Annotated in this window: 16 protein-coding genes; 12 read left to right on the forward strand and 4 right to left on the reverse strand. The window is 70.9% G+C overall.

Going from position 1 to position 17,955, the window contains the following annotated elements; all coding sequences use genetic code 11:
- Position 1: 1 nt before the first annotated feature.
- Entirely contained in the window at positions 2–634 is a 633-nt protein-coding gene (locus tag ACF07B_RS26420) for an AIM24 family protein (protein WP_392180786.1), read from the reverse strand.
- A gap of 211 nt (positions 635–845) precedes the next feature.
- Here ACF07B_RS26420 and ACF07B_RS26425 point away from each other — a divergent pair, with 211 nt between their 5' ends.
- The 4 genes from ACF07B_RS26425 to ACF07B_RS26440 all read left to right on the forward strand — a co-directional run bounded on the left by ACF07B_RS26425 (position 846) and on the right by ACF07B_RS26440 (position 5,450).
- The gene (locus tag ACF07B_RS26425; protein ID WP_384236784.1) at positions 846–1,190 is read left to right on the forward strand and encodes a DUF3817 domain-containing protein; all 345 of its coding nucleotides are present in this window, start codon (positions 846–848) and stop codon (positions 1,188–1,190) included.
- Positions 1,187–1,480, forward strand: a complete 294-nt coding sequence (locus ACF07B_RS26430; protein WP_362398595.1) for an MTH1187 family thiamine-binding protein — start codon at positions 1,187–1,189, stop codon at positions 1,478–1,480. The genes ACF07B_RS26425 and ACF07B_RS26430 overlap by 4 nt, the downstream gene beginning before the upstream one ends.
- A 196-nt stretch (positions 1,481–1,676) precedes the next feature.
- Positions 1,677–3,491: a glycosyltransferase family 2 protein gene (locus ACF07B_RS26435; RefSeq protein WP_392180756.1), complete on the forward strand. Its 1,815-nt coding sequence runs from the start codon at positions 1,677–1,679 to the stop codon at positions 3,489–3,491.
- A 3-nt stretch (positions 3,492–3,494) separates the two neighbouring features.
- Entirely contained in the window at positions 3,495–5,450 is a 1,956-nt protein-coding gene (locus ACF07B_RS26440) for a galactose oxidase-like domain-containing protein (RefSeq protein ID WP_392180757.1), read from the forward strand.
- A 40-nt stretch (positions 5,451–5,490) separates the two neighbouring features.
- On the opposite strand, the gene ACF07B_RS26445 is transcribed toward ACF07B_RS26440, so the two are convergent.
- A complete protein-coding gene (locus ACF07B_RS26445; RefSeq protein ID WP_392180758.1) occupies positions 5,491–6,489 on the reverse strand; it encodes a glycoside hydrolase family 6 protein in 999 nt (332 codons plus the stop codon).
- 153 nt (positions 6,490–6,642) lie between these two features.
- Positions 6,643–7,626, reverse strand: a complete 984-nt coding sequence (locus tag ACF07B_RS26450; RefSeq protein ID WP_392180759.1) for a DUF5937 family protein — start codon at positions 7,624–7,626, stop codon at positions 6,643–6,645.
- A gap of 73 nt (positions 7,627–7,699) precedes the next feature.
- Here ACF07B_RS26450 and ACF07B_RS26455 point away from each other — a divergent pair, with 73 nt between their 5' ends.
- The 4 genes from ACF07B_RS26455 to ACF07B_RS26470 all read left to right on the forward strand — a co-directional run bounded on the left by ACF07B_RS26455 (position 7,700) and on the right by ACF07B_RS26470 (position 12,399).
- On the forward strand, positions 7,700–9,205 hold the full coding sequence (locus ACF07B_RS26455; RefSeq protein WP_392180760.1) for an MFS transporter: 1,506 nt from the start codon (positions 7,700–7,702) through the stop codon (positions 9,203–9,205).
- A 459-nt stretch (positions 9,206–9,664) separates the two neighbouring features.
- Positions 9,665–10,174 (forward strand): MarR family transcriptional regulator, encoded by a 510-nt coding sequence (locus ACF07B_RS26460; protein WP_328671469.1) that lies wholly within the window; start codon positions 9,665–9,667, stop codon positions 10,172–10,174.
- A gap of 111 nt (positions 10,175–10,285) precedes the next feature.
- Entirely contained in the window at positions 10,286–10,624 is a 339-nt protein-coding gene (locus ACF07B_RS26465; RefSeq protein WP_362398577.1) for a DUF3817 domain-containing protein, read from the forward strand.
- A gap of 74 nt (positions 10,625–10,698) precedes the next feature.
- On the forward strand, positions 10,699–12,399 hold the full coding sequence (locus ACF07B_RS26470; protein ID WP_369485316.1) for a methylmalonyl-CoA mutase: 1,701 nt from the start codon (positions 10,699–10,701) through the stop codon (positions 12,397–12,399).
- 368 nt (positions 12,400–12,767) lie between these two features.
- On the opposite strand, the gene ACF07B_RS26475 is transcribed toward ACF07B_RS26470, so the two are convergent.
- Positions 12,768–13,430 (reverse strand): TetR/AcrR family transcriptional regulator, encoded by a 663-nt coding sequence (locus ACF07B_RS26475; RefSeq protein WP_369485318.1) that lies wholly within the window; start codon positions 13,428–13,430, stop codon positions 12,768–12,770.
- A 245-nt stretch (positions 13,431–13,675) separates the two neighbouring features.
- Here ACF07B_RS26475 and ACF07B_RS26480 point away from each other — a divergent pair, with 245 nt between their 5' ends.
- The 4 genes from ACF07B_RS26480 (at position 13,676) to ACF07B_RS26495 (ending at position 17,909) form a co-directional block, all read left to right on the forward strand.
- On the forward strand, positions 13,676–14,650 hold the full coding sequence (locus tag ACF07B_RS26480; RefSeq protein WP_392180761.1) for a tetratricopeptide repeat protein: 975 nt from the start codon (positions 13,676–13,678) through the stop codon (positions 14,648–14,650).
- 618 nt (positions 14,651–15,268) lie between these two features.
- Entirely contained in the window at positions 15,269–15,904 is a 636-nt protein-coding gene (locus ACF07B_RS26485) for a DUF6230 family protein (protein ID WP_362398823.1), read from the forward strand.
- A gap of 123 nt (positions 15,905–16,027) precedes the next feature.
- A complete protein-coding gene (locus ACF07B_RS26490) occupies positions 16,028–16,603 on the forward strand; it encodes a DUF6114 domain-containing protein (protein ID WP_369485324.1) in 576 nt (191 codons plus the stop codon).
- Positions 16,593–17,909, forward strand: a complete 1,317-nt coding sequence (locus ACF07B_RS26495) for a hypothetical protein (protein WP_392180762.1) — start codon at positions 16,593–16,595, stop codon at positions 17,907–17,909. The genes ACF07B_RS26490 and ACF07B_RS26495 overlap by 11 nt, the downstream gene beginning before the upstream one ends.
- Positions 17,910–17,955 lie beyond the last annotated feature (46 nt).

The following is a 17,955-nucleotide window of genomic DNA, read 5'->3' on the forward strand; positions in this document are numbered from 1 at the left end:
CTCAGACATCCCCCGCGATCGTGTTGCGCTCACTGGGCTGGACGTAGACCAGCCCGTCGCCCTCGAAGCGCATCTGGAACGCCTCGCCTCCGCCCTCACCGAGGAGGGTGCGGAACGTCACACCGGACTGCAACGACTGCCGCACATTGCCCTGGTGGGCGATGTACGCGCCGGGGTCGACCGTCAGCGGGTACTGGGAACTGACCCGCAGCACCACCGCGGGCCCGTCCGACGTGATCGCCGCCTGGCCGTGGCCCTCGACGGTCGTCGTGAACAGACCGTTGCCCTGCGAGGCGCCGCGCAGCCCCGTGAACGTCGTACCCGTGCGCAGCCCCGTGTCCGTGGCGAGCAGATTGCTCGACTCCACGTACAGCTTGTCCCCCTGAAGGGACACCATGTTGATCTCCGAGGCCCGGTCCGCGAACCAGCAGGTGCCGTGCCCCTTCACCTCCATCACCGTCATCTGCTCGCCGGTGAGGCGCCGGGTCACCATTCCCCGGATCCCCTCACCGCCCCCGCTGAGCTTCTTGAAGGCCATCTGGCCGTCGTACGCGACCATGGAGCCGTTCTTCGCTTTCACGGCGTCCCCGGTCATGTCGACGGCCAGCACCTTGCTGCCCTGAAGTCGAAACATCGCCACGCTGAGACGGTAGCCGCAGTGCCGGACCGCCGACAGAGCCCCCGGGTGGATCCCGTCCCTGATCCGCCCCCTAGGGGTGCCCCGCGGTGTCGTCCGGGCCCCGGACCCGGGATCCCGCCCGTCGGATGCCACAATGACCGGGACGCTTGTGCTTGCGTTCACAAGGAAGCGTCTCCCCCGACAGCGATCCCATCGAAGGTGACCCGTGGACATAAAGACCGCCACCGCACTCCGCCGGCTCCGTCTGGTCTCGGCCCCCGAAGCCGTTTCCTTCCTGCTGCTGCTCGTCTGCTCGGTGCTGAAGCGGACCACGGACTTCAACGCCGTCCCCGTGATGGGCGCGGTCCACGGCGTCCTCTTCATCCTGTACGTGATCTTCTGGGCCTTCGCCTGGTACCGCGCCCGGTGGGGCGTCGGCATCGCCGCCCTCTACTTCGCCCTCTCCGTCCTGCCCACCGGCGGCTTCTTCGCCGAGCGCAAGCTCAAGCGCGAGACCGAGGACGCGGTCGTCGCCTCCCGCACGTTCGCCGAAGGAGCCGTGAAGGCATGATCGTCGCCTTCTCCGTGACGCCGCTGGGTGTCGGCGAGGACGTGGGGGAGTACGTCGCCGACGCCGTCCGCGTGGTCCGTGAGTCGGGGCTGCCCAACCGCACCGACGCGATGTTCACCTCGATCGAAGGCGAGTGGGACGAGGTGATGGCCGTCGTCAAGCGTGCCGTCGCCGCCGTCGAGGCCCGCGCGCCCCGCGTCTCGGTCGTCCTCAAGGCGGACATCCGTCCCGGCGTGACGGACGGTCTCACCTCCAAGGTGGAGACGGTGGAGCGGCACCTGTCGGCATGACGCCATGACGGTATGTCGGCATATCGGCACAGCCGCGGACGCGTGCCCCGCGCAGTGAACCCCGGTCCCCAGGGCCGGGGTTCACGCATGTCCGCCCGGCGGGTCGAAAGACCACCCGCCCGCCCGCCGCCGCACCCCTTCGGACCCGCCCCGCTCGACGCGTCGCGAAAACTCCCCTTATGTGTGGGTATCAGCCATGGCGATCACTGGACTCGCTGAACCACGGGAGGGTGATGTGCGGCCCGCGGGCTACGACTACGACACCTACAGCCGACTCGCCGGACCCCTGACCCAGCCGTCCGGCCCCGGCTACCGGGTGCAGTACACCAAGCTCCTGTCGCGCGAGCCGCACCGAATAGCCGCCATCCTGCTGATGACCCTCGCCCCGGTCCTCACCGGCGCGCTCCTCGTCTACCTCGTGTGGCCCACCCACTGGGTGCAGCGCGAAGACGGCGAGCCATGGCGGAACGCCCTCGACACCACGATGCTCGTCGTCATCGGCCTGATCGAACTCTTCATGGTCGTCAACGTCCTGAGCATCGCCCACGCGACGCTGGTCGCCCGCGACCCCGTACCCGTCGTTCCCGCGCAGGGGACCCGGGTCGCCTTCCTCACCACCTACGTCCCGGGAAAGGAACCCCTCGCCACGGTCCGCGCGACCCTCGAAGGCGCGGTCCGGCTCACCCACTCCGGTCCGCTCGACGTCTGGCTGCTCGACGAGGGCGACGACGACCAGGCCAGAGCCCTGTGCGCCGAGCTCGGCGTCCGGCACTTCACCCGGTCCGGCGTGCCCGAGTGGAACCGCCCCGAGGGAAGCCACAAGGCCCGTACCAAACACGGCAACTACAACGCGTGGCTCGCCCTCTACGGGCACGCCTACGATTTCTTCGCCTCCGTCGACACCGATCACGTCCCGCTGCCCGGATTCCTCGAACGCATGATGGGCTACTTCCGGGACCCCGACGTCGCGTTCGTCGTCGGCCCCCAGGTGTACGGGAACTACGAGAACCCCGTCACCAAGGCCGCCGAGTCCCAGCAGTTCCTCTTCCACGCCCTCATCCAGCGCGCCGGCAACCGCTACGGCTCGCCCATGTTCGTCGGCACCAACAACGTCGTCCGGATCGCGGCCCTCAAGCAGATCGGCGGGCTGTACGACTCCATCACCGAGGACATGGCCACCGGGTTCGAACTGCACCGGCACCGCAACCCCCGGACGGGCCTGCACTGGCGGTCCGTCTACACGCCGGACGTGCTCGCCGTCGGTGAGGGGCCCTCCTCCTGGACGGACTTCTTCACCCAGCAGATGCGCTGGTCGCGCGGCACCTGCGAGACCCTGATCAAGCAGTACGGGAAGGCGCTGGTCACCATGCCTCCCGGCCGGCTCCTGTCGTACACGCTGATGCTCCTCTACTACCCGATGACCGCCGTCAACTGGCTCCTGGGCATCGTCAGCTGCCTGCTGTTCCTGTGGTTCGGGGCGTCCGGGACGCAGGTCAGCGCCTCCGTGTGGCTGATGCTCTACAGCGACGCCGCCGCCCTCCAGGTCTGCCTGTACCTGTGGAACCGGCGGCACAACGTCTCACCGCACGAACCCGAGGGATCCGGCGGCCTGGCCGGCATGGCGATGTCGGCACTGTCCGCCCCCATCTATCTGAAGGCGCTGAGCGAGGCGGTCGTACGGCGCCCCAGCCGTTTCGTCGTCACCCCGAAGGGCCACGACGCGAGCCCCGACCGGCTGCCGACGTTCCGTGTCCATCTCGGCTGGGCCGCGCTGCTCGCCGTCTCGCTCGGCGCCTCGGCCGTCCTCGGCCACACCCACGCGGGCATGCGGATCTGGGCGCTGCTGGCCCTGGGGATCTCCCTCGCCCCGGTCGTGGTCTGGATCCGCACCCTTGCCGGGGAGCGCGGGACCCGGCCCGTGGCGCCCCCCGCCGTCCGCGTTCCCGACAGCCGGGAATCGCCGGCGGCCACCCCCGTCACGGTCACCGGCTCCACGACAGGAGGCACCTAGGCCATGGCCCCCCGGCCCTCGAAGAAGACGAAGAAGACGCTGCTCGGCATCACGGGCCTCGCCGTCCTCGCGGGACTCAACGCCCCGGCCGCGCTCGGCCTCGCCGGTGAGACCTACCACGAGTACACGATCTCCCGGCCCGCCTACACGGCGAAGTACGGCTCCTGGAGCGGTGTCGAGATCCCCGCGGAGTACCGCACCAACGCGATCCACGCGGCCCTGCTGCACACCGGGAAGGTGCTCATCGTCGCCGGCTCGGGCAACGAGCAGAAGAAGTTCGACCAGGGGTCCTTCGACACGGTCCTGTGGGATCCGAGGACGGACACCTTCAAGAAGATCCCCACCCCGGACGACTTCTTCTGCTCCGGACACGCCCAGCTCCCCGACGGCAGGATGCTCGTGGCCGGCGGCACCGCCCGCTACGAGAAGCTGGACGGCGAGGTCGTCCGGGCCGGCGGCGGCATGCGCGTGAAGAACGAGAACCCGGACAAGGCCATCGTCCTCAGGAAGGGCACCGTCTTCCGCTCGCCCGCCGGCGTCGACTACGTCAGCAGGGTCGACGTGACGGTCCCCCGGGCGAAGCGGAACCAGATCATCACCTACGACCGCAACGGCGCCATGCAGCCCTGGCGGACCGAGGTCACCGCCGGAGAGGCCCGCGTCTTCGTGGAGGCGCGGGAGAAGGGACCGGGGTCGGTCACGGACCGGCAGGCCCAGTACGAGATCGTCGGCCTGCGCGGCGAGGACGCCCACAACACCTACGGTCTCTCGGAGAAGATCACCCTGGAGAAGCAGGACTTCCAGGGCATCAGGGCCGCCTACGAGTTCGACCCGAGGGCCGAGCGGTACATCCCCGTCGACCCGATGGACAAGGCCCGCTGGTATCCGACCCTCGTGGGACTCGACGACGGACGCGTCCTCGCCGTCTCCGGACTCGACGACGTCGGGGTCATCGACCCGGGTGACACCGAGATCTACGACCCGGTGACGAAGAGCTGGAGCCCCGGGCCCCAGCGCTACTTCCCCACCTATCCGGCCCTCTTCCTCACCAAGGGCGGCAAACTCTTCTACCCGGCCTCCAACGCCGGGTACGGACCGGCCGACCAGGGCCGCGACCCCGGCCTGTGGGACCCGCGGACCAACACCTTCCAGAAGGTCCCCGGCCTGCGGGACGCCGACCGGACGGAGACCTCCGCGTCGGTCCTGCTCCCGCCCGCTCAGGAGCAGAAGGTGATGATCCTCGGCGGCGGAGGCGTCGGCGAGTCCAGGAAGTCCACCGCGCGCACCGCCATCGTCGACCTCAAGAAGGACAGCCCCGCCTTCGAGGACGGCCCCGACCTGCCCCAGGGCACGCGCTATCTGAACAGCGTGATCATGCCGGACGACACCGTGTTCACCACGAACGGCTCCCGGGACTACCGCGGCCGCGGCGCCAGCAACATCCTCAAGGCGCAGTTCTACGACCCCCGGACCAACGCCTTCCACGAGGCCGCCTCCCCCCGCGTGGGCCGCAACTACCACTCCGAGGCGCTGCTCCTGCCCGACGGCCGTGTCGTCACCTTCGGTTCGGACCCGCTCTTCGACGACCAGCGGAACACCAAGCTGGGCCACTTCGAGCAGCGCATGGAGGTCTTCACCCCGCCGGCCCTGCACCGCAACCGCGCGAACCGCCCGGTACTGGGCGCCGGCCCCGAGGAACTCGACGTGAACCACCGGGCGACGTTCGTCACCGGCCACCCGGAGCGCGTCGTCAAGGCCCGGCTGATGCGGCCGAGCGCCGTCACCCACACCACGGACGTCGAGCAGCGGTCGATCGAACTGGGGCTGACCAGGACGGCGGACTCGGTCACCGTCGACGTACCGAGGGACCCGGCGCTGGTGCCGCCCGGCTGGTACATGCTCTTCGTGACCGACGCGCAGGGCACACCGTCCGAGGCGAAGTGGATCCACGTGAGGTGACGCCGGGCACCGGGCGTCCGGCGCGGGACCGTCGCGGCCGTCAGCCGGCGGAGCCGCGCGTCAGCTCCAGGGCGTAGTCCGGCCACCACCGGCCGGCCGGGGGTCCGCCCCCGCACTCCCCGTCCGACTCGCCGGGCCGCTTGATCCACAGGTAGGCGTCGAGGGCGGGTTCGCCGGTGGCCGTGGTCGGCGGGGTGCCCAGCGCCCGGCCCGGCGGGTTGCACCAGACCCCCTCCAGCGGGCCGTTGCCGTTGCGGCTGGTGTCGACCACGAAGTGCTTGCCGCCGAGCCTGCCGGAGAGGCGCACGCCGTACTCCTTGCTGACGGTGTCCGTCTGGAAGTTGGCGACGTTGAGCGAGAAGCCGTCGGCGTGCGCGATGCCGGCGCGTTCCAGGGGCCCGACCAGCTTCTCCGGGTCGGGGATCCAGCCGGGATTTCCGGCGTCCAGGTACACCTTGGTGCGCGGCTGGCGCTTCAGCCGGACGATCGCCTCGCTCAGCAGCCGCTCGCGCTCGTCGTGGTACTCGCCGGGCGTGCAGCCGTCCACGACGTGGGCGACCGCGTCCGGTTCGAGGATCACCAGGGCCCGGCCGTCACCGAGGGCGTCGGCGAACCTGCCGATCCACCGCCGGTAGGCGTCCGCGTCCGCCGCCCCGCCCGCCGAGTGCTGGCCGCAGTCGCGGTGCGGGATGTCGTACGCCACGAAGAGCGCCGTCCGCCCCTCCCGGGCCGCGGACGCGGTCGCCGACCGGACGGCCGGACCCGGGTCGAGTTCGCCGGCCGGCCACAGGGCGACGGGCTCGTCCGCGATCCGCTTCAGCAGCGCGGCGTCCCCGGCACGGCCCTGCCGGCGCCACAGCTCGATCTGCCGGGCCGCCGGGCCCCGCGGGTCGACCCAGAAGGGTGAGCGGGGGGCGGGGCCGGCCTGCTGCGAGGCGCCACCGGCGACCGAGGCCCGGCCCGCCTCGGGCGAGGGCGCGCAGCCCGCCGTGAGCCCGAGCACCGCGAGCGCCGCGAGGGCGTGGATCAGCCGGGGCATGCTGCTCCCTTGTACGAGGGTGACAACCAGTCACCAATCGTGGCACAAGGGGGCATTGCGGCGGTATCTACGCGGGAGAAGCGGCATGGCGCGGTGGGCCACCCGTGGCCGCGATCTCCCCGGCGTCCCCGCTGTTCCCGGTGTCCTGGTCGGTCAGCCGCCGCCCGACGCCAACGCGATCCCGAGGGGCGTCCGCTCGTACAGCACCTGGTGCCCGTACCGGCGTGAGACGAGCAGGCCCGCGTCGCGCAGGGCGGTGAGATGCGCGGAGACCGACGACGGAGCGAGGCGCAGCCGACGCGCGAGCGAGGTCGTGCCGGCCGGTTCGTCGAGGGCGGTGAGCACGGCGGCCCGGCCGCGCCCGAGAAGCCGTACGAGCACGTCGGGGGTGCGGTCCGCCGGCTCCGCCCACAGACCGCCGATACCGCGCGCGGGGTAGACGAGTGTCGGCTGCCAGGGCGGTTCGAAGCCGCTGATCACGTCCGGCCACGCGAACACGCTCGGCATGAGGACCAGGCCCTGGCCGGCCAGGTGCCGTTCGTGCCGGCCCCCGACCTCGACGGTCAGGGTGCGGGAGGACCAGCCGAACCGCCGGTCGATCTCCGGGAGGAGTCCGCCGAGGCCGACCTCGCCGAGCCGCCGTGAGTGGAAGGCGACGTCGGCCTCCAGCAGGGCGCGCAACCGTGGCCAGTCCGGTTCGATGAGCGTGTGCCAGGCCTGCTCCAGCAGGCCGGTCAGGTCGCTCACCATACGGGCGGGGTCGGCCAGCATGGCCCGGCCGCGCGCCGAGGTGAGGGCACCGGGGGTGTCGGCGAGCGAGCGCGCGGTCTCCTGGCGGGCCACGTCCGGGTCGGCTGTGCGGACGGCGGCGATCTCCTCCTCGAAGCTCGCCGCCGGGCCGAGCGGGGGCGGGCCGAACCAGTCGGGGGAGTAGCCGCGCGGCGGCATCAGCAGCCACAGCGGGCCGAGGTCGAGTCCGGCGGCCGCCGCGCGCATGCGGCGCAGCCAGGGTGTGTGGTAGCCGTGCCGCGCTGGCCGGCTGAGCGTGCGGACCGCCACTTGTGTCTCCCACAGGGGCGACACCGCGAACCGGCAGTTGAGGAGGTCGTCCTCCCCGAAGTGCAGCAGCGACGGCATGAAAGGACCCCACAAGATTCGGCTGACGCCGAAACTCTACGGGCCGGAGCGGGGCGGGGGCACGCTGTCGCCCATGCCGGAAGCAGAGACGAAGCCAACGACGCGGGTGCCCGCACCAGCGCCCGCCCCGGAGGACGCCGCCGGGCCGGCCCCGGAGGGCATCGCCGGGCCCACCTCGGAGAACGCCACCGGGCCGGCCCCGGAGAACGCCACCGGGCCCGACAGGGGGAGCCCCGTGGCGCGCGTCGCGGAGAACGCGGTGAGCTTCGCGGCGCCCGACGCGGAGAACGCGGAGAGCCCCCCGGCGCGCGTCCAGGGCGTGGAGGCGTCCGTCGCCGAGAGCCCTGTGGCGCCCGGCGCCGCGCGGACCGGGTACGGCCCCGTGTTCGCCGTGCCCGAGTTCCGTGCCGTCTTCGTGGCGCACGCCTTCTCGCTGCTCGGGCTCGTCGTCAGCGAGATCGCGCTCTCCGTCCTCGTCTACGGCCTGACGGGCTCCCCGCTGCTGAGCGCCCTGACGTTCGCGCTCGGCTTTCTGCCCTACCTGATCGGCGGGACCCTGCTCGCGGGTGTCGCGGACCGTTTCCCGGCCCGCCGGGTCCTGGTGGTGTGCGATCTGGTCTGCGCGGGCTGCGTGGCCGTGATGGTGCTGCCGGGCGCGCCCGTCGCGGTGCTGCTCGCGATGCGGGCCGCGCTCGCCCTGGTCGCCCCGGTCTTCCAGGGGACCCGGACGGCGACCCTCGCGGACGTCCTCGGCGACGGGGAGCTGTTCGTGCTCGGCCGGTCCCTGCTGCGGATCCTGTCGCAGAGCGCGCTGCTCGCCGGTTTCGGGACGGGCGGCCTGCTGCTCACCGTCGTCTCCCCGCGCCACGCGCTCCTCGTCACGGTCTGCACCTTCCTCGCCTCGGCGGCGCTGCTGCGCCTCGGCACCCGGCGGCGGCCCGCGCGGGCGCACCGGGGGCAGGCGCTCGTCCGCGACTCCCTGCGCGGCGCCCGTCAGGTGCTGGCGGACCGGCGGATCCTCGTGCTGCTCCTGCTGTTCTGGGTTCCGCCGATGTTCGTCGTCGCCCCGGAGGCGCTGGCGGCGCCGTACGCCGAAGGGCTCGGGGCCGGTACGGCCGGGCTCGGCCTGCTGATGTGCGCGCTGCCGGTCGGCACGATCGCGGGGGAACTGTTCGCGGGTTCGCGGTTGCGGCCGGTGACCCGGGGCCGGCTCACGCTCCCGCTGGTCTGCGTCACGCTGCTGCCCTACGCCGCGTACGCGCTGCGGCCCGGTCTGGGCTGGACGCTGGTCCTGCTGGTGCTCGCGGGCGCCGGATCGGCGTACACCCTCGGCCTCGACCAGTGGTTCGTGCGGGCGGTGCCGGACGAACTGCTCGGGCGGGCCATGACGTTGAACACGGCCGGTCTGATGACCGTTCAGGGCGTGGGGATGGCCTTGTCGGGCGTGGTGGCGGAGTTCGCCGGGGTGAGGGCGACCGTCGTGGGCGCGGGTGTCCTCGGGACCGCGGCCTGTGTGGCCCTGGCGGTGGCGGCCCGGCGTACCGGACACGGCACGGAACCGGTCGACGGGAACGGATAGGCCACCGGGCAGCGGCGAACGGAGGACCCGGTAGGCGATGGGAGCACCGGCCGGACTCGCCCCGACCCGCCTCCCGAAGTCGGCGGAGCCAGCCCCCGACCCACCCGCCTCCGGAAGTCGGCGGAGCCGGCCCGTGACCCACCAACCCACCCTCCCGAAGCCGGCGGAACCGCCCCCTGCCCCCTCTCGAAGCCGGCGGAACCGGTACCTGACCCACCAACCCACCCTCCCGAAGTCGGCCGAACGGGTCCCGGAGCGCTCGCGGGCTCTGCCGTCGCGTGGGATGCGGAGGGCGTCGTGGAGCCTCCCCTCGAACAGGCTCCGGACGTGCCCCGGACCGACTCGCGGGCCCTGGTGGCGGGGGCCCGGGGACCGTGCCGGACCCCGCTCGCGCGGGGGCGGATACCGAAAAGCGAGACGGGGCTGACCACGATGTGACCGGCCGGTAAGGTCGTTGCCGTGCCGAAGCCGCTCAGCCTTGCCTTCGATCCCATCGCCCGCGCCGACGAACACTGGCGGCAGCGCTGGGGTGCCGTGCCGTCCATGTCCGCCATCACCTCGATCATGCGCGCGCACCAGATCCTGCTCGCCGAGGTGGACGCGGTCGTCAAGCCGTACGGACTGACCTTCGCGCGCTACGAGGCGCTGGTGCTCCTCACCTTCTCCAAGGCAGGCGAGCTGCCGATGTCCAAGATCGGCGAGCGGCTTATGGTGCACCCGACGTCCGTCACGAACACGGTGGACCGGCTGGTGCGGTCCGGGCTCGTCGACAAGCGGCCGAACCCGAACGACGGCCGGGGCACCCTCGCCTCCATCACGGACAAGGGCCGTGAGGTCTGCGACGCGGCCACCCGCGATCTGATGGCGATGGACTTCGGTCTCGGGGCCTACGACGCCGAGGAGTGCGCGGAGATCTTCGCCATGCTGCGGCCGCTGCGGGTCGCCGCGCACGACTTCGACGAGGCGTAGCCGCCGGCGGGCCCGCCGCGGGCACCGCGACGGGCGTGCGCCCGGGAGCGCCGGGCGGCGTGGCGTGGGGGCGCGTGAAGATCGGCCGAAAAGGGTGGCTACCCTCGTGCCATGAAGAAGAGCGTGTTGACCCGCTACCGTGTCATGGCCTACGTCACCGGCGTCCTGCTGGTTCTGCTGTGCCTCAGCATGATCGCCAAGTACGCCATGGGCCTGGACGGAGCCGCCGACTTCACCCGAGTCGTCGCCATCGCGCACGGCTGGCTGTACGTCGTCTACCTGATCTTCGCCTTCGACCTGGGTTCCAAGGCGAAGTGGCCGGTCGGCAAGCAGCTCTGGGTGCTGGTGGCGGGCACGATTCCGACGGCCGCCTTCTTCGTGGAGCGCAGCATCAGTCACGAGCTGGAATCCAAGGTCGCGGAGGGTACTCCCGCGGTCGCCAAGGCCTGATCCGCGACCGCCGTGCGCTATCGCACGGCGGTTTGCCATCGACATTTACTAGGACGTCCTAGTAAATTCGAGGTATGGACGCTCACGCCATCGAGGAAGGCCGCCGACGCTGGCAGGCCCGTTACGACGCTTCGCGCAAGCGCGAGGCCGACTTCACCACGCTCTCCGGTGATTCCGTGGAGCCGGTGTACGGTCCCCGGCCCGGGGACAACTACGAGGGCTTCGAGCAGATCGGCTGGCCCGGGGAGTACCCCTTCACACGCGGGCTGTACGCGACCGGCTACCGAGGACGCACGTGGACCATCCGGCAGTTCGCCGGATTCGGCAACGCCGAGCAGACCAACGAGCGCTACAAGAAGATCCTCGCCAACGGCGGCGGGGGCCTCTCCGTGGCCTTCGACATGCCCACGCTGATGGGCCGCGACTCGGACGACGCCCGTTCGCTCGGCGAGGTCGGGCACTGCGGTGTCGCGATCGACTCGGCGGCCGACATGGAGGTCCTCTTCCAGGACATTCCGCTTGGTGACGTCACCACGTCGATGACGATCAGCGGTCCCGCGGTGCCGGTCTTCTGCATGTACCTGGTCGCCGCCGAGCGCCAGGGCATCGACCCCGCCGTGCTGAACGGCACGCTCCAGACCGACATCTTCAAGGAGTACATCGCGCAGAAGGAGTGGCTCTTCCAGCCCGAGCCGCACCTGCGCCTCATCGGCGACCTGATGGAGCACTGCGCCGAGAAGATCCCCGCGTACAAGCCGCTGTCCGTCTCCGGTTACCACATCCGGGAAGCCGGCTCCACGGCCGCGCAGGAGCTCGCCTACACGTTGGCGGACGGCTTCGGCTATGTGGAACTGGGCCTGTCCCGCGGGCTCGACGTGAACGTCTTCGCCCCCGGTCTGTCGTTCTTCTTCGACGCGCACGTCGACTTCTTCGAGGAGATCGCCAAGTTCCGCGCGGCCCGCCGGATCTGGGCCCGCTGGATGCGGGACGTGTACGGCGCCACCTCCGAGAAGGCGCAGTGGCTGCGCTTCCACACGCAGACCGCCGGCGTCTCGCTGACGGCCCAGCAGCCGTACAACAACGTCGTGCGCACCGCCGTGGAGGCGCTCGCGGCGGTCCTCGGCGGCACGAACTCGCTGCACACCAACGCGCTGGACGAGACGCTCGCCCTGCCCTCCGAGCAGGCCGCGGAGATCGCCCTGCGGACGCAGCAGGTGCTCATGGAGGAGACCGGCGTCGCCAACGTCGCCGACCCGCTGGGCGGTTCCTGGTACGTCGAGCAGCTCACCGACCGGATCGAGGCCGACGCGGAGAAGATCTTCGAGCAGATCCGGGAGCGCGGGCTGCGGGCGCACCCCGACGGGAAGCACCCCATCGGTCCCATCACCTCCGGCATCCTGCGCGGGATCGAGGACGGCTGGTTCACCGGCGAGATCGCCGAGTCGGCGTTCCAGTACCAGCGCTCGGTCGAGAAGGGCGACAAGCGGGTCGTCGGCGTCAACGTCCACCACGGGTCCGTGACCGGCGACCTGGAGATCCTCCGGGTCAGCCACGAGGTGGAGCGCGAGCAGGTGCGGGTGCTGGCCTCGCGCAAGGGAGACCGCGACGAGGCGGCCGTGCGCGGTGCGCTGGACGCCATGCTCGCCGCCGCGCGCGACGGTTCCAACATGATCGCCCCCATGCTGGAGGCGGTCCGCGCCGAGGCGACGCTGGGCGAGATCTGCGGTGTCCTGCGCGACGAGTGGGGCGTGTACACGGAGCCGGCCGGCTTCTGACCCACCCCGGGCAGCCCGGGGCCCCTGCCTGCCCGGCATCCGGGCCGGCCCGGGGCTCCGGGCTCTCGCTCCGCCCCCGAGGCCTGCCCGGCGCCAGGTGCCTCTTCTCGCCCCCTCCGCCCCTACCCGTCCCGTACCCAGGGGCTCCGCCCCCGGACCCCCGCTCCTCAATCGCCGGAGGGGCTGGATTTCCCTGGCCGGGGCTGAAATGTGCTGCGGCCACCACGACGCACCCGCAGTCGGCATGCGGCGCGAGGGGCCGTGCCGGTACATCGATGCCCGTCGCCACCGACGGCCACACCTCACCCAACGGCGACGGGCTGATGCACCGGCACGGCCCCGACCCGCAACGCACCCGCACCGCCCCGTCAGACTCCGGCCGGGCCCTCCGTCGAGGGAGGCGCCGGTTCGTCGGCCGCCGCTCCTGTCAGGCCGAAGAGCAGGACCCGGGTGAACGAGCGCACCCACTCCTCGTCCGCGGGCTCCGCGCTGACCAGGGTGCGATGGACGACGGCCCCGGCGACCACGTCGAAGATCAGGGCGGCGGTGCGGTCGGCGGCGGCCGGGTCCGACTCCGGGGGAAGCTCGCCGCGCTCCTGGGCGCGGGCACGGCCCTCCATCACCAGGCGCTTCTGCCGGTCGACGATGGACGTGCGGATGCGCTCGCGCAGCGGTTCGTCACGGGTGGACTCCGCGACCACGGCCATCAGCGCCGTCTTCGCCTCCGGGCGGTCCAGGATCGCCGCGAACTGGAGCACCACACCCTCGATGTCGGCGGCCAGACTGCCCCGGTCGGGGAGCTCCAGCTCGTCGAAGAGCTCGGCCACCGCGTCGACGACCAGTTCGTTCTTGCCCGCCCAGCGACGGTAGAGGGTCGTCTTGGCGACTCCGGCGAGGGTCGCCACGTATCCCAACGTCAGTTTGGACCAGCCGAGTTCGACCAGCGCCGTACGAGTCGCCTCCAGGATCGCGGCGTCGGCGGCGGCGCTGCGGGGACGGCCCGTCCGGGCGGCCTGGGAGCGACATTGCATGTCGGTGACCATATCCGGCCGCATCACCGTCGATATCCGGCGGTTGTGTGAAGCCGTGAGGGAGATCACCGGAAGACGGTACGCGGGCCCGCTCCCGTGCAGTTACGCTACGACTCGTAGCGAAAGCTCGACCGCGGCGACAACCGCACAGGCGCCAGGTGGGGACCCGGCGCCGAACAGGCCTGACACAGCCTGGCTTTCACGACGCTTTTCACACGTGCGCGAGGAAGGGGGAGGATGTACTCATGCAGCCACGGAACATGTCCATGAGCGGAGTCGTCGACCTCGCCGCGGTGAAGGCGGCCCAGGAGGCCAAGTCGAAGGCGGAGCAGGCGCGAGCCGAAACCGCCAGGCAGGGCGGAGGCGGGGCCGTGACTCCCGCGAGCCTCGTCATCGACGTCGACGAGGCAGGATTCGAGCAGGATGTCCTGCAACGCTCCACCGAGGTACCCGTCGTCATCGACTTCTGGGCCGAGTGGTGCGAGCCCTGCAAGCAGCTCAGCCCGCTCCTGGAGCGGCTGGCCGTCGAGTACAACGGGCGCTTCGTGCTCGCCAAGATCGACGTCGACGCCAATCAGATGCTGATGCAGCAGTTCGGGGTCCAGGGGATTCCGGCCGTTTTCGCGGTGGTGGCCGGACAGGCCCTGCCGCTCTTCCAGGGAGCCGCCGCCGAGGCGCAGATCCGCGGGACCCTCGACCAGCTCGTCCAGGTCGCCGAGCAGCGCTTCGGCCTGACCGGCCTGACGGTCGACGCCGACGCCGGGGCGAGCGAGTCCCCCGCGGCACGGGAGGTGCCGGCCGGACCGTACGACGCTCTGCTGGAGGCCGCCGTGCAGGCGCTGGACGCGGGCGACTTCGGCGGTGCCGTCCAGGCGTACAAGAACGTGCTGGCCGACGACCCGGGCAACACGGAGGCCAAACTGGGCCTGGCCCAGGCCGAGTTGCTCCAGCGGGTGCAGAGTCTCGACCCGCAGCGGGTGCGCCAGGACGCCGCCGAGAAGCCCGGTGACGTGGCGGCGCAGATCGCGGGGGCCGACCTGGACCTCGTCGGCGGCCACGTGGAGGACGCCTTCGGGCGGCTCATCGACACGGTGCGGCGCACGGCGGGCGACGACCGGGACGCCGTACGCGTGCGGCTGTTGGAGCTCTTCGAGGTCGTCGGTGCCGACGACCCCCGCGTGATCGCGGCGCGCAGGGCCCTCGCCAGGGCGCTGTTCTGACCAGTCCGTAAACGCCAGGGCTTGTGATGTCCGGGTGAAAGATTGGCCGACAGGGACGCATGTGGCCGCGCTTTACCAAAACTTGGTAAACGCGGCCGCTGTTACTCGTAGTAAGTCGAGAGCGTTGAACTGTCTGATTCCGTCCGGAATTTGACCGCTGTGTCACCCCTGGTGGTGCCACACTGAGTCGCCACCCGATACCGACGGGTCGTTCTTCGGTTATCCCGCCGTTACTAGCCAGTAACGAACCCCCTTGTGCACGCGGCCAGAATGCACCACGATCGGCGACGCTCGGTCCATTCCCGCACCCCGACAGCCAATCGGGTCCGCGGACTTTCTGGGTCCCCACCGAGTAGGGCCGACAGCAGTGCGATCGGTTCTTGGGCAGGGGGGTCTTCGCCGTCCGGCGGAGCCTGTCCAGCAGGTTGTGCGTGATGTGTTCAGGCGCGACCAGTGGTTGTCGCTCGGGGGTGATCGCCGGTGATTCGGGTGCAGTCGCACCATCGGGTACAGGCGCTCTCCTTCCCGAGGACGTAGCACTTCTCCCATCCCTGCCCGGCTGAGCCGCCGCAACGTGGCAGTCAGGGCCAGGAGATGTACGTCCGAGAAGGAGGAAAAATTATGTCCCAGGTGCGTGGCGGGACCAGATGGAAGCGGTTCGCCGTCGTCATGGTGCCCAGCGTGGCAGCCACGGCAGCGATAGGTGTCGCCCTCGCGCAGGGTGCTCTCGCCGCTTCGTTCAGCGTCTCCGGTCAGTCCTTCAAGGTGTCCGCTGACAAGCTCGAGGGTCAGGGCTTCTCGCAGTACGGGGCCCTCGACCAGGGCACCGGCCTTGACGGTAAGTCGGCGCTGCACCCCGTCGCGGTGTCGGCGTTCAAGAGCGCCGACATCACGAGCATGTGTCAGTCGGTCGTCACCCCGAACATTCCGGTGCTCGGTTCCGTCAGCCTCGTGCTGAAGGCCGGTGGCGGCGGTACGCCGGTGCACGCCGACAACCTCTACATCGATGTCGAGGACCTCGGCGCCGACGCGACGTTCAAGAACATCGACATCGGTGTTGCCGCCAAGGACGCCAACAAGGGTCCGGGCATGAAGGGCGGCGGCGAGCAGGCCAACCCCTACGGGTTCGCCCAGCAGGCCGAGTCGGCCACGCTGACCGACGTGAAGCAGACGGCGTGGGCGACCACCGCCGGCACGTTCAAGCTCAGCGGTCTGAAGATGTCGGTGTCCGCGGGCACCCACGAGTGCTACTGAGCACTGCCCCAGGGGTGGGCGAGGAGGCTCAGGCCGCTTCGCCCGCCCCGCCGCTCCGCCCGTCGTACGCGGAGCACCCAACGCGTACTTCTCACAGCAATGCCGTTCCAGGGAGCTGTTTCCATGAGCGCCGAGACCCCTGCCGCGCCCGGCCAGCACGATGAGCACTACCTTCAGGTGTTCCGGCGGAACTTCCGTAGCTGGAGGGGCGACCGCCCGTTCTGGGCGGGTCTGTACATCGTGTTCGGCGGTTTCCCTATCGCCTACTTCCCGTACGCGCACCTTCACCTCGGCCACCTGACGCTGGCGATGTCCACCACCGCCGGTGCCGGGTCCCTGATCATCGGCGTACTCCTCGTCGTGCTCGGGATCAGCCTCTGGTTCCAGAAGCACGTACGGACGTTCGCGGGTGTCGCCGCGATCCTCCTCGCCCTGGTGTCCATCCCGGTGGCCAACCTGGGCGGCTTCCTGATCGGCTTCCTGTTCGCGCTGCTCGGCGGCGCCATGGCGGTCTCCTGGGTTCCCGGAGAGCCCGAGGAGGGTTACGCCACGTCGGGTTCCCTCGCCAAGCAGGACACGCCGGACGGCTCGGCCGCCGAGCCCATCGGGCACGAGGTCGCGGACGGCGCCGGCGACCCGAACGATCTGTCAGGAACGAGCCCGACCAACGGGGCGAACGGGAGGCACAGTGCCGGCTGACGAGGTGACCCACGGGACTGATGTGGACGAGTCCCGTGTGAGAACCGGGCCGCGCCACGCGGCCCCGAGGAAGCCGCTGTTCACCAGGTTCCAGATGCCCGCCGGCAAGGTGATAGCCATCGCGGCGATGCCGACGGCGGTACTCATGGGCATGGGGTTCACCCCGACGCTCGCCCAGGCCGACGACCACTCCACCTCCAAGAGCCTCACGGCCGAGGAGTACCAGGCGTGCGTCGAGGCCGTCACCGGTGAGGAGGCGTCGGACACGGCGTCGCCCTCCGCCTCGCCGAGCGCGAGCGCGAGCGCGTCCTCGGACCCGGCCACGCCGACCCCCTCCGCGTCGTCGGACCCGGCGGACAAGGACACGGACTCTTCGTCGGATTCAGGTTCCGACGACAAGGCCGAGCCCGCCGCGTCCCCGTCCGCCTCCGCGAGCACGCAGGAGAAGGCGGCGGACAAGGCGGCGGACAGCGCCTCCACGCCGGCCCCCTCGGCGACCGCGAGCAGCAAGAACCCGCTCGACCCGCTGGGCGTCGGCGACGCCATCAAGGACATCCTCACGCCCGACGAGACGGCGAGCTCCACCCCGGCGCCGTCCGCCTCGGCGAGCGCGAGCGCGAGCACCGGCTCGGACACGTCGGACGGCAAGGGCGCCGCGGACACCGTCAAGGACACGACCGACAAGGTCACCGAGACGGTCGAGGACACCACCGACAAGGTCACGGACACGGCCTCGAAGGCCGCCTCGGACACCACAGAGACGGTCGAGGACAAGGCCGCCGAGGCCACCGCGTCGCCCAGCCCCTCCGCGAGCGCCACCACGGACGCCGCGGACTGCCCGGTCGCCACCGACGACGAGGGCGGCGTGGACAACCAGGTCGCCCTGCCGACCGACCCCTGGTACCTCAACGCCAGTTCGCTGCTGCTCAAGGGCGCCGACTACCAGGGCATAGTCAAGGTGAGGACCGCCGACGGGACCGTCAAGAAGGTCCTGAAGTACGTCATATCCGACGGCACCGACATCGGGGACCTGCACCAGACGGTGCAGGACAAGCAGTCCGGCAAGACGTACCACGTACAGGCCGAGGCGGGTTCGACGTCCACCATCCGCGACGGCAAGACGATCATGTACACGGAGAGCATCTCCGGGAACCTGCTCGGGCTGATCCCGATCACGTTCGACCCGGACAACCCTCCGCCGCTGAACATCCCGCTGATCTACTTCACCAAGGTGAAGGTGGTTCAGGCCGGCCAGTTCGGCGGCACCCTGCACGTCCCCGGACTCCACCAGTACACGACCGGCTGAGTCGTCCAGAGCCCGTCCGGGAGCCGCACAACACGCTGAGGGCGCC

It is taken from the genome of Streptomyces sp. NPDC015532 (assembly GCF_043078065.1).
Lineage (GTDB): Bacteria > Actinomycetota > Actinomycetes > Streptomycetales > Streptomycetaceae > Streptomyces.

What these genes read in the sequence shown, in the direction of transcription:
- ACF07B_RS26490 (WP_369485324.1), top strand. Translation starts at nt 16,028, where the DNA reads ATGAGCGCCGAGACCCCTGCCGCGCCCGGCCAGCACGATGAGCACTAC.
- ACF07B_RS26420 (WP_392180786.1), bottom strand. Translation starts at nt 634, where the DNA reads ATGTTTCGACTTCAGGGCAGCAAGGTGCTGGCCGTCGACATGACCGGG.
- ACF07B_RS26475 (WP_369485318.1), bottom strand. Translation starts at nt 13,430, where the DNA reads ATGCAATGTCGCTCCCAGGCCGCCCGGACGGGCCGTCCCCGCAGCGCC.
- ACF07B_RS26430 (WP_362398595.1), top strand. Translation starts at nt 1,187, where the DNA reads ATGATCGTCGCCTTCTCCGTGACGCCGCTGGGTGTCGGCGAGGACGTG.
- ACF07B_RS26450 (WP_392180759.1), bottom strand. Translation starts at nt 7,626, where the DNA reads ATGCCGTCGCTGCTGCACTTCGGGGAGGACGACCTCCTCAACTGCCGG.
- ACF07B_RS26470 (WP_369485316.1), top strand. Translation starts at nt 10,699, where the DNA reads ATGGACGCTCACGCCATCGAGGAAGGCCGCCGACGCTGGCAGGCCCGT.
- ACF07B_RS26465 (WP_362398577.1), top strand. Translation starts at nt 10,286, where the DNA reads ATGAAGAAGAGCGTGTTGACCCGCTACCGTGTCATGGCCTACGTCACC.
- ACF07B_RS26455 (WP_392180760.1), top strand. Translation starts at nt 7,700, where the DNA reads ATGCCGGAAGCAGAGACGAAGCCAACGACGCGGGTGCCCGCACCAGCG.
- ACF07B_RS26480 (WP_392180761.1), top strand. Translation starts at nt 13,676, where the DNA reads ATGCAGCCACGGAACATGTCCATGAGCGGAGTCGTCGACCTCGCCGCG.
- ACF07B_RS26435 (WP_392180756.1), top strand. Translation starts at nt 1,677, where the DNA reads ATGGCGATCACTGGACTCGCTGAACCACGGGAGGGTGATGTGCGGCCC.
- ACF07B_RS26445 (WP_392180758.1), bottom strand. Translation starts at nt 6,489, where the DNA reads ATGCCCCGGCTGATCCACGCCCTCGCGGCGCTCGCGGTGCTCGGGCTC.
- ACF07B_RS26440 (WP_392180757.1), top strand. Translation starts at nt 3,495, where the DNA reads ATGGCCCCCCGGCCCTCGAAGAAGACGAAGAAGACGCTGCTCGGCATC.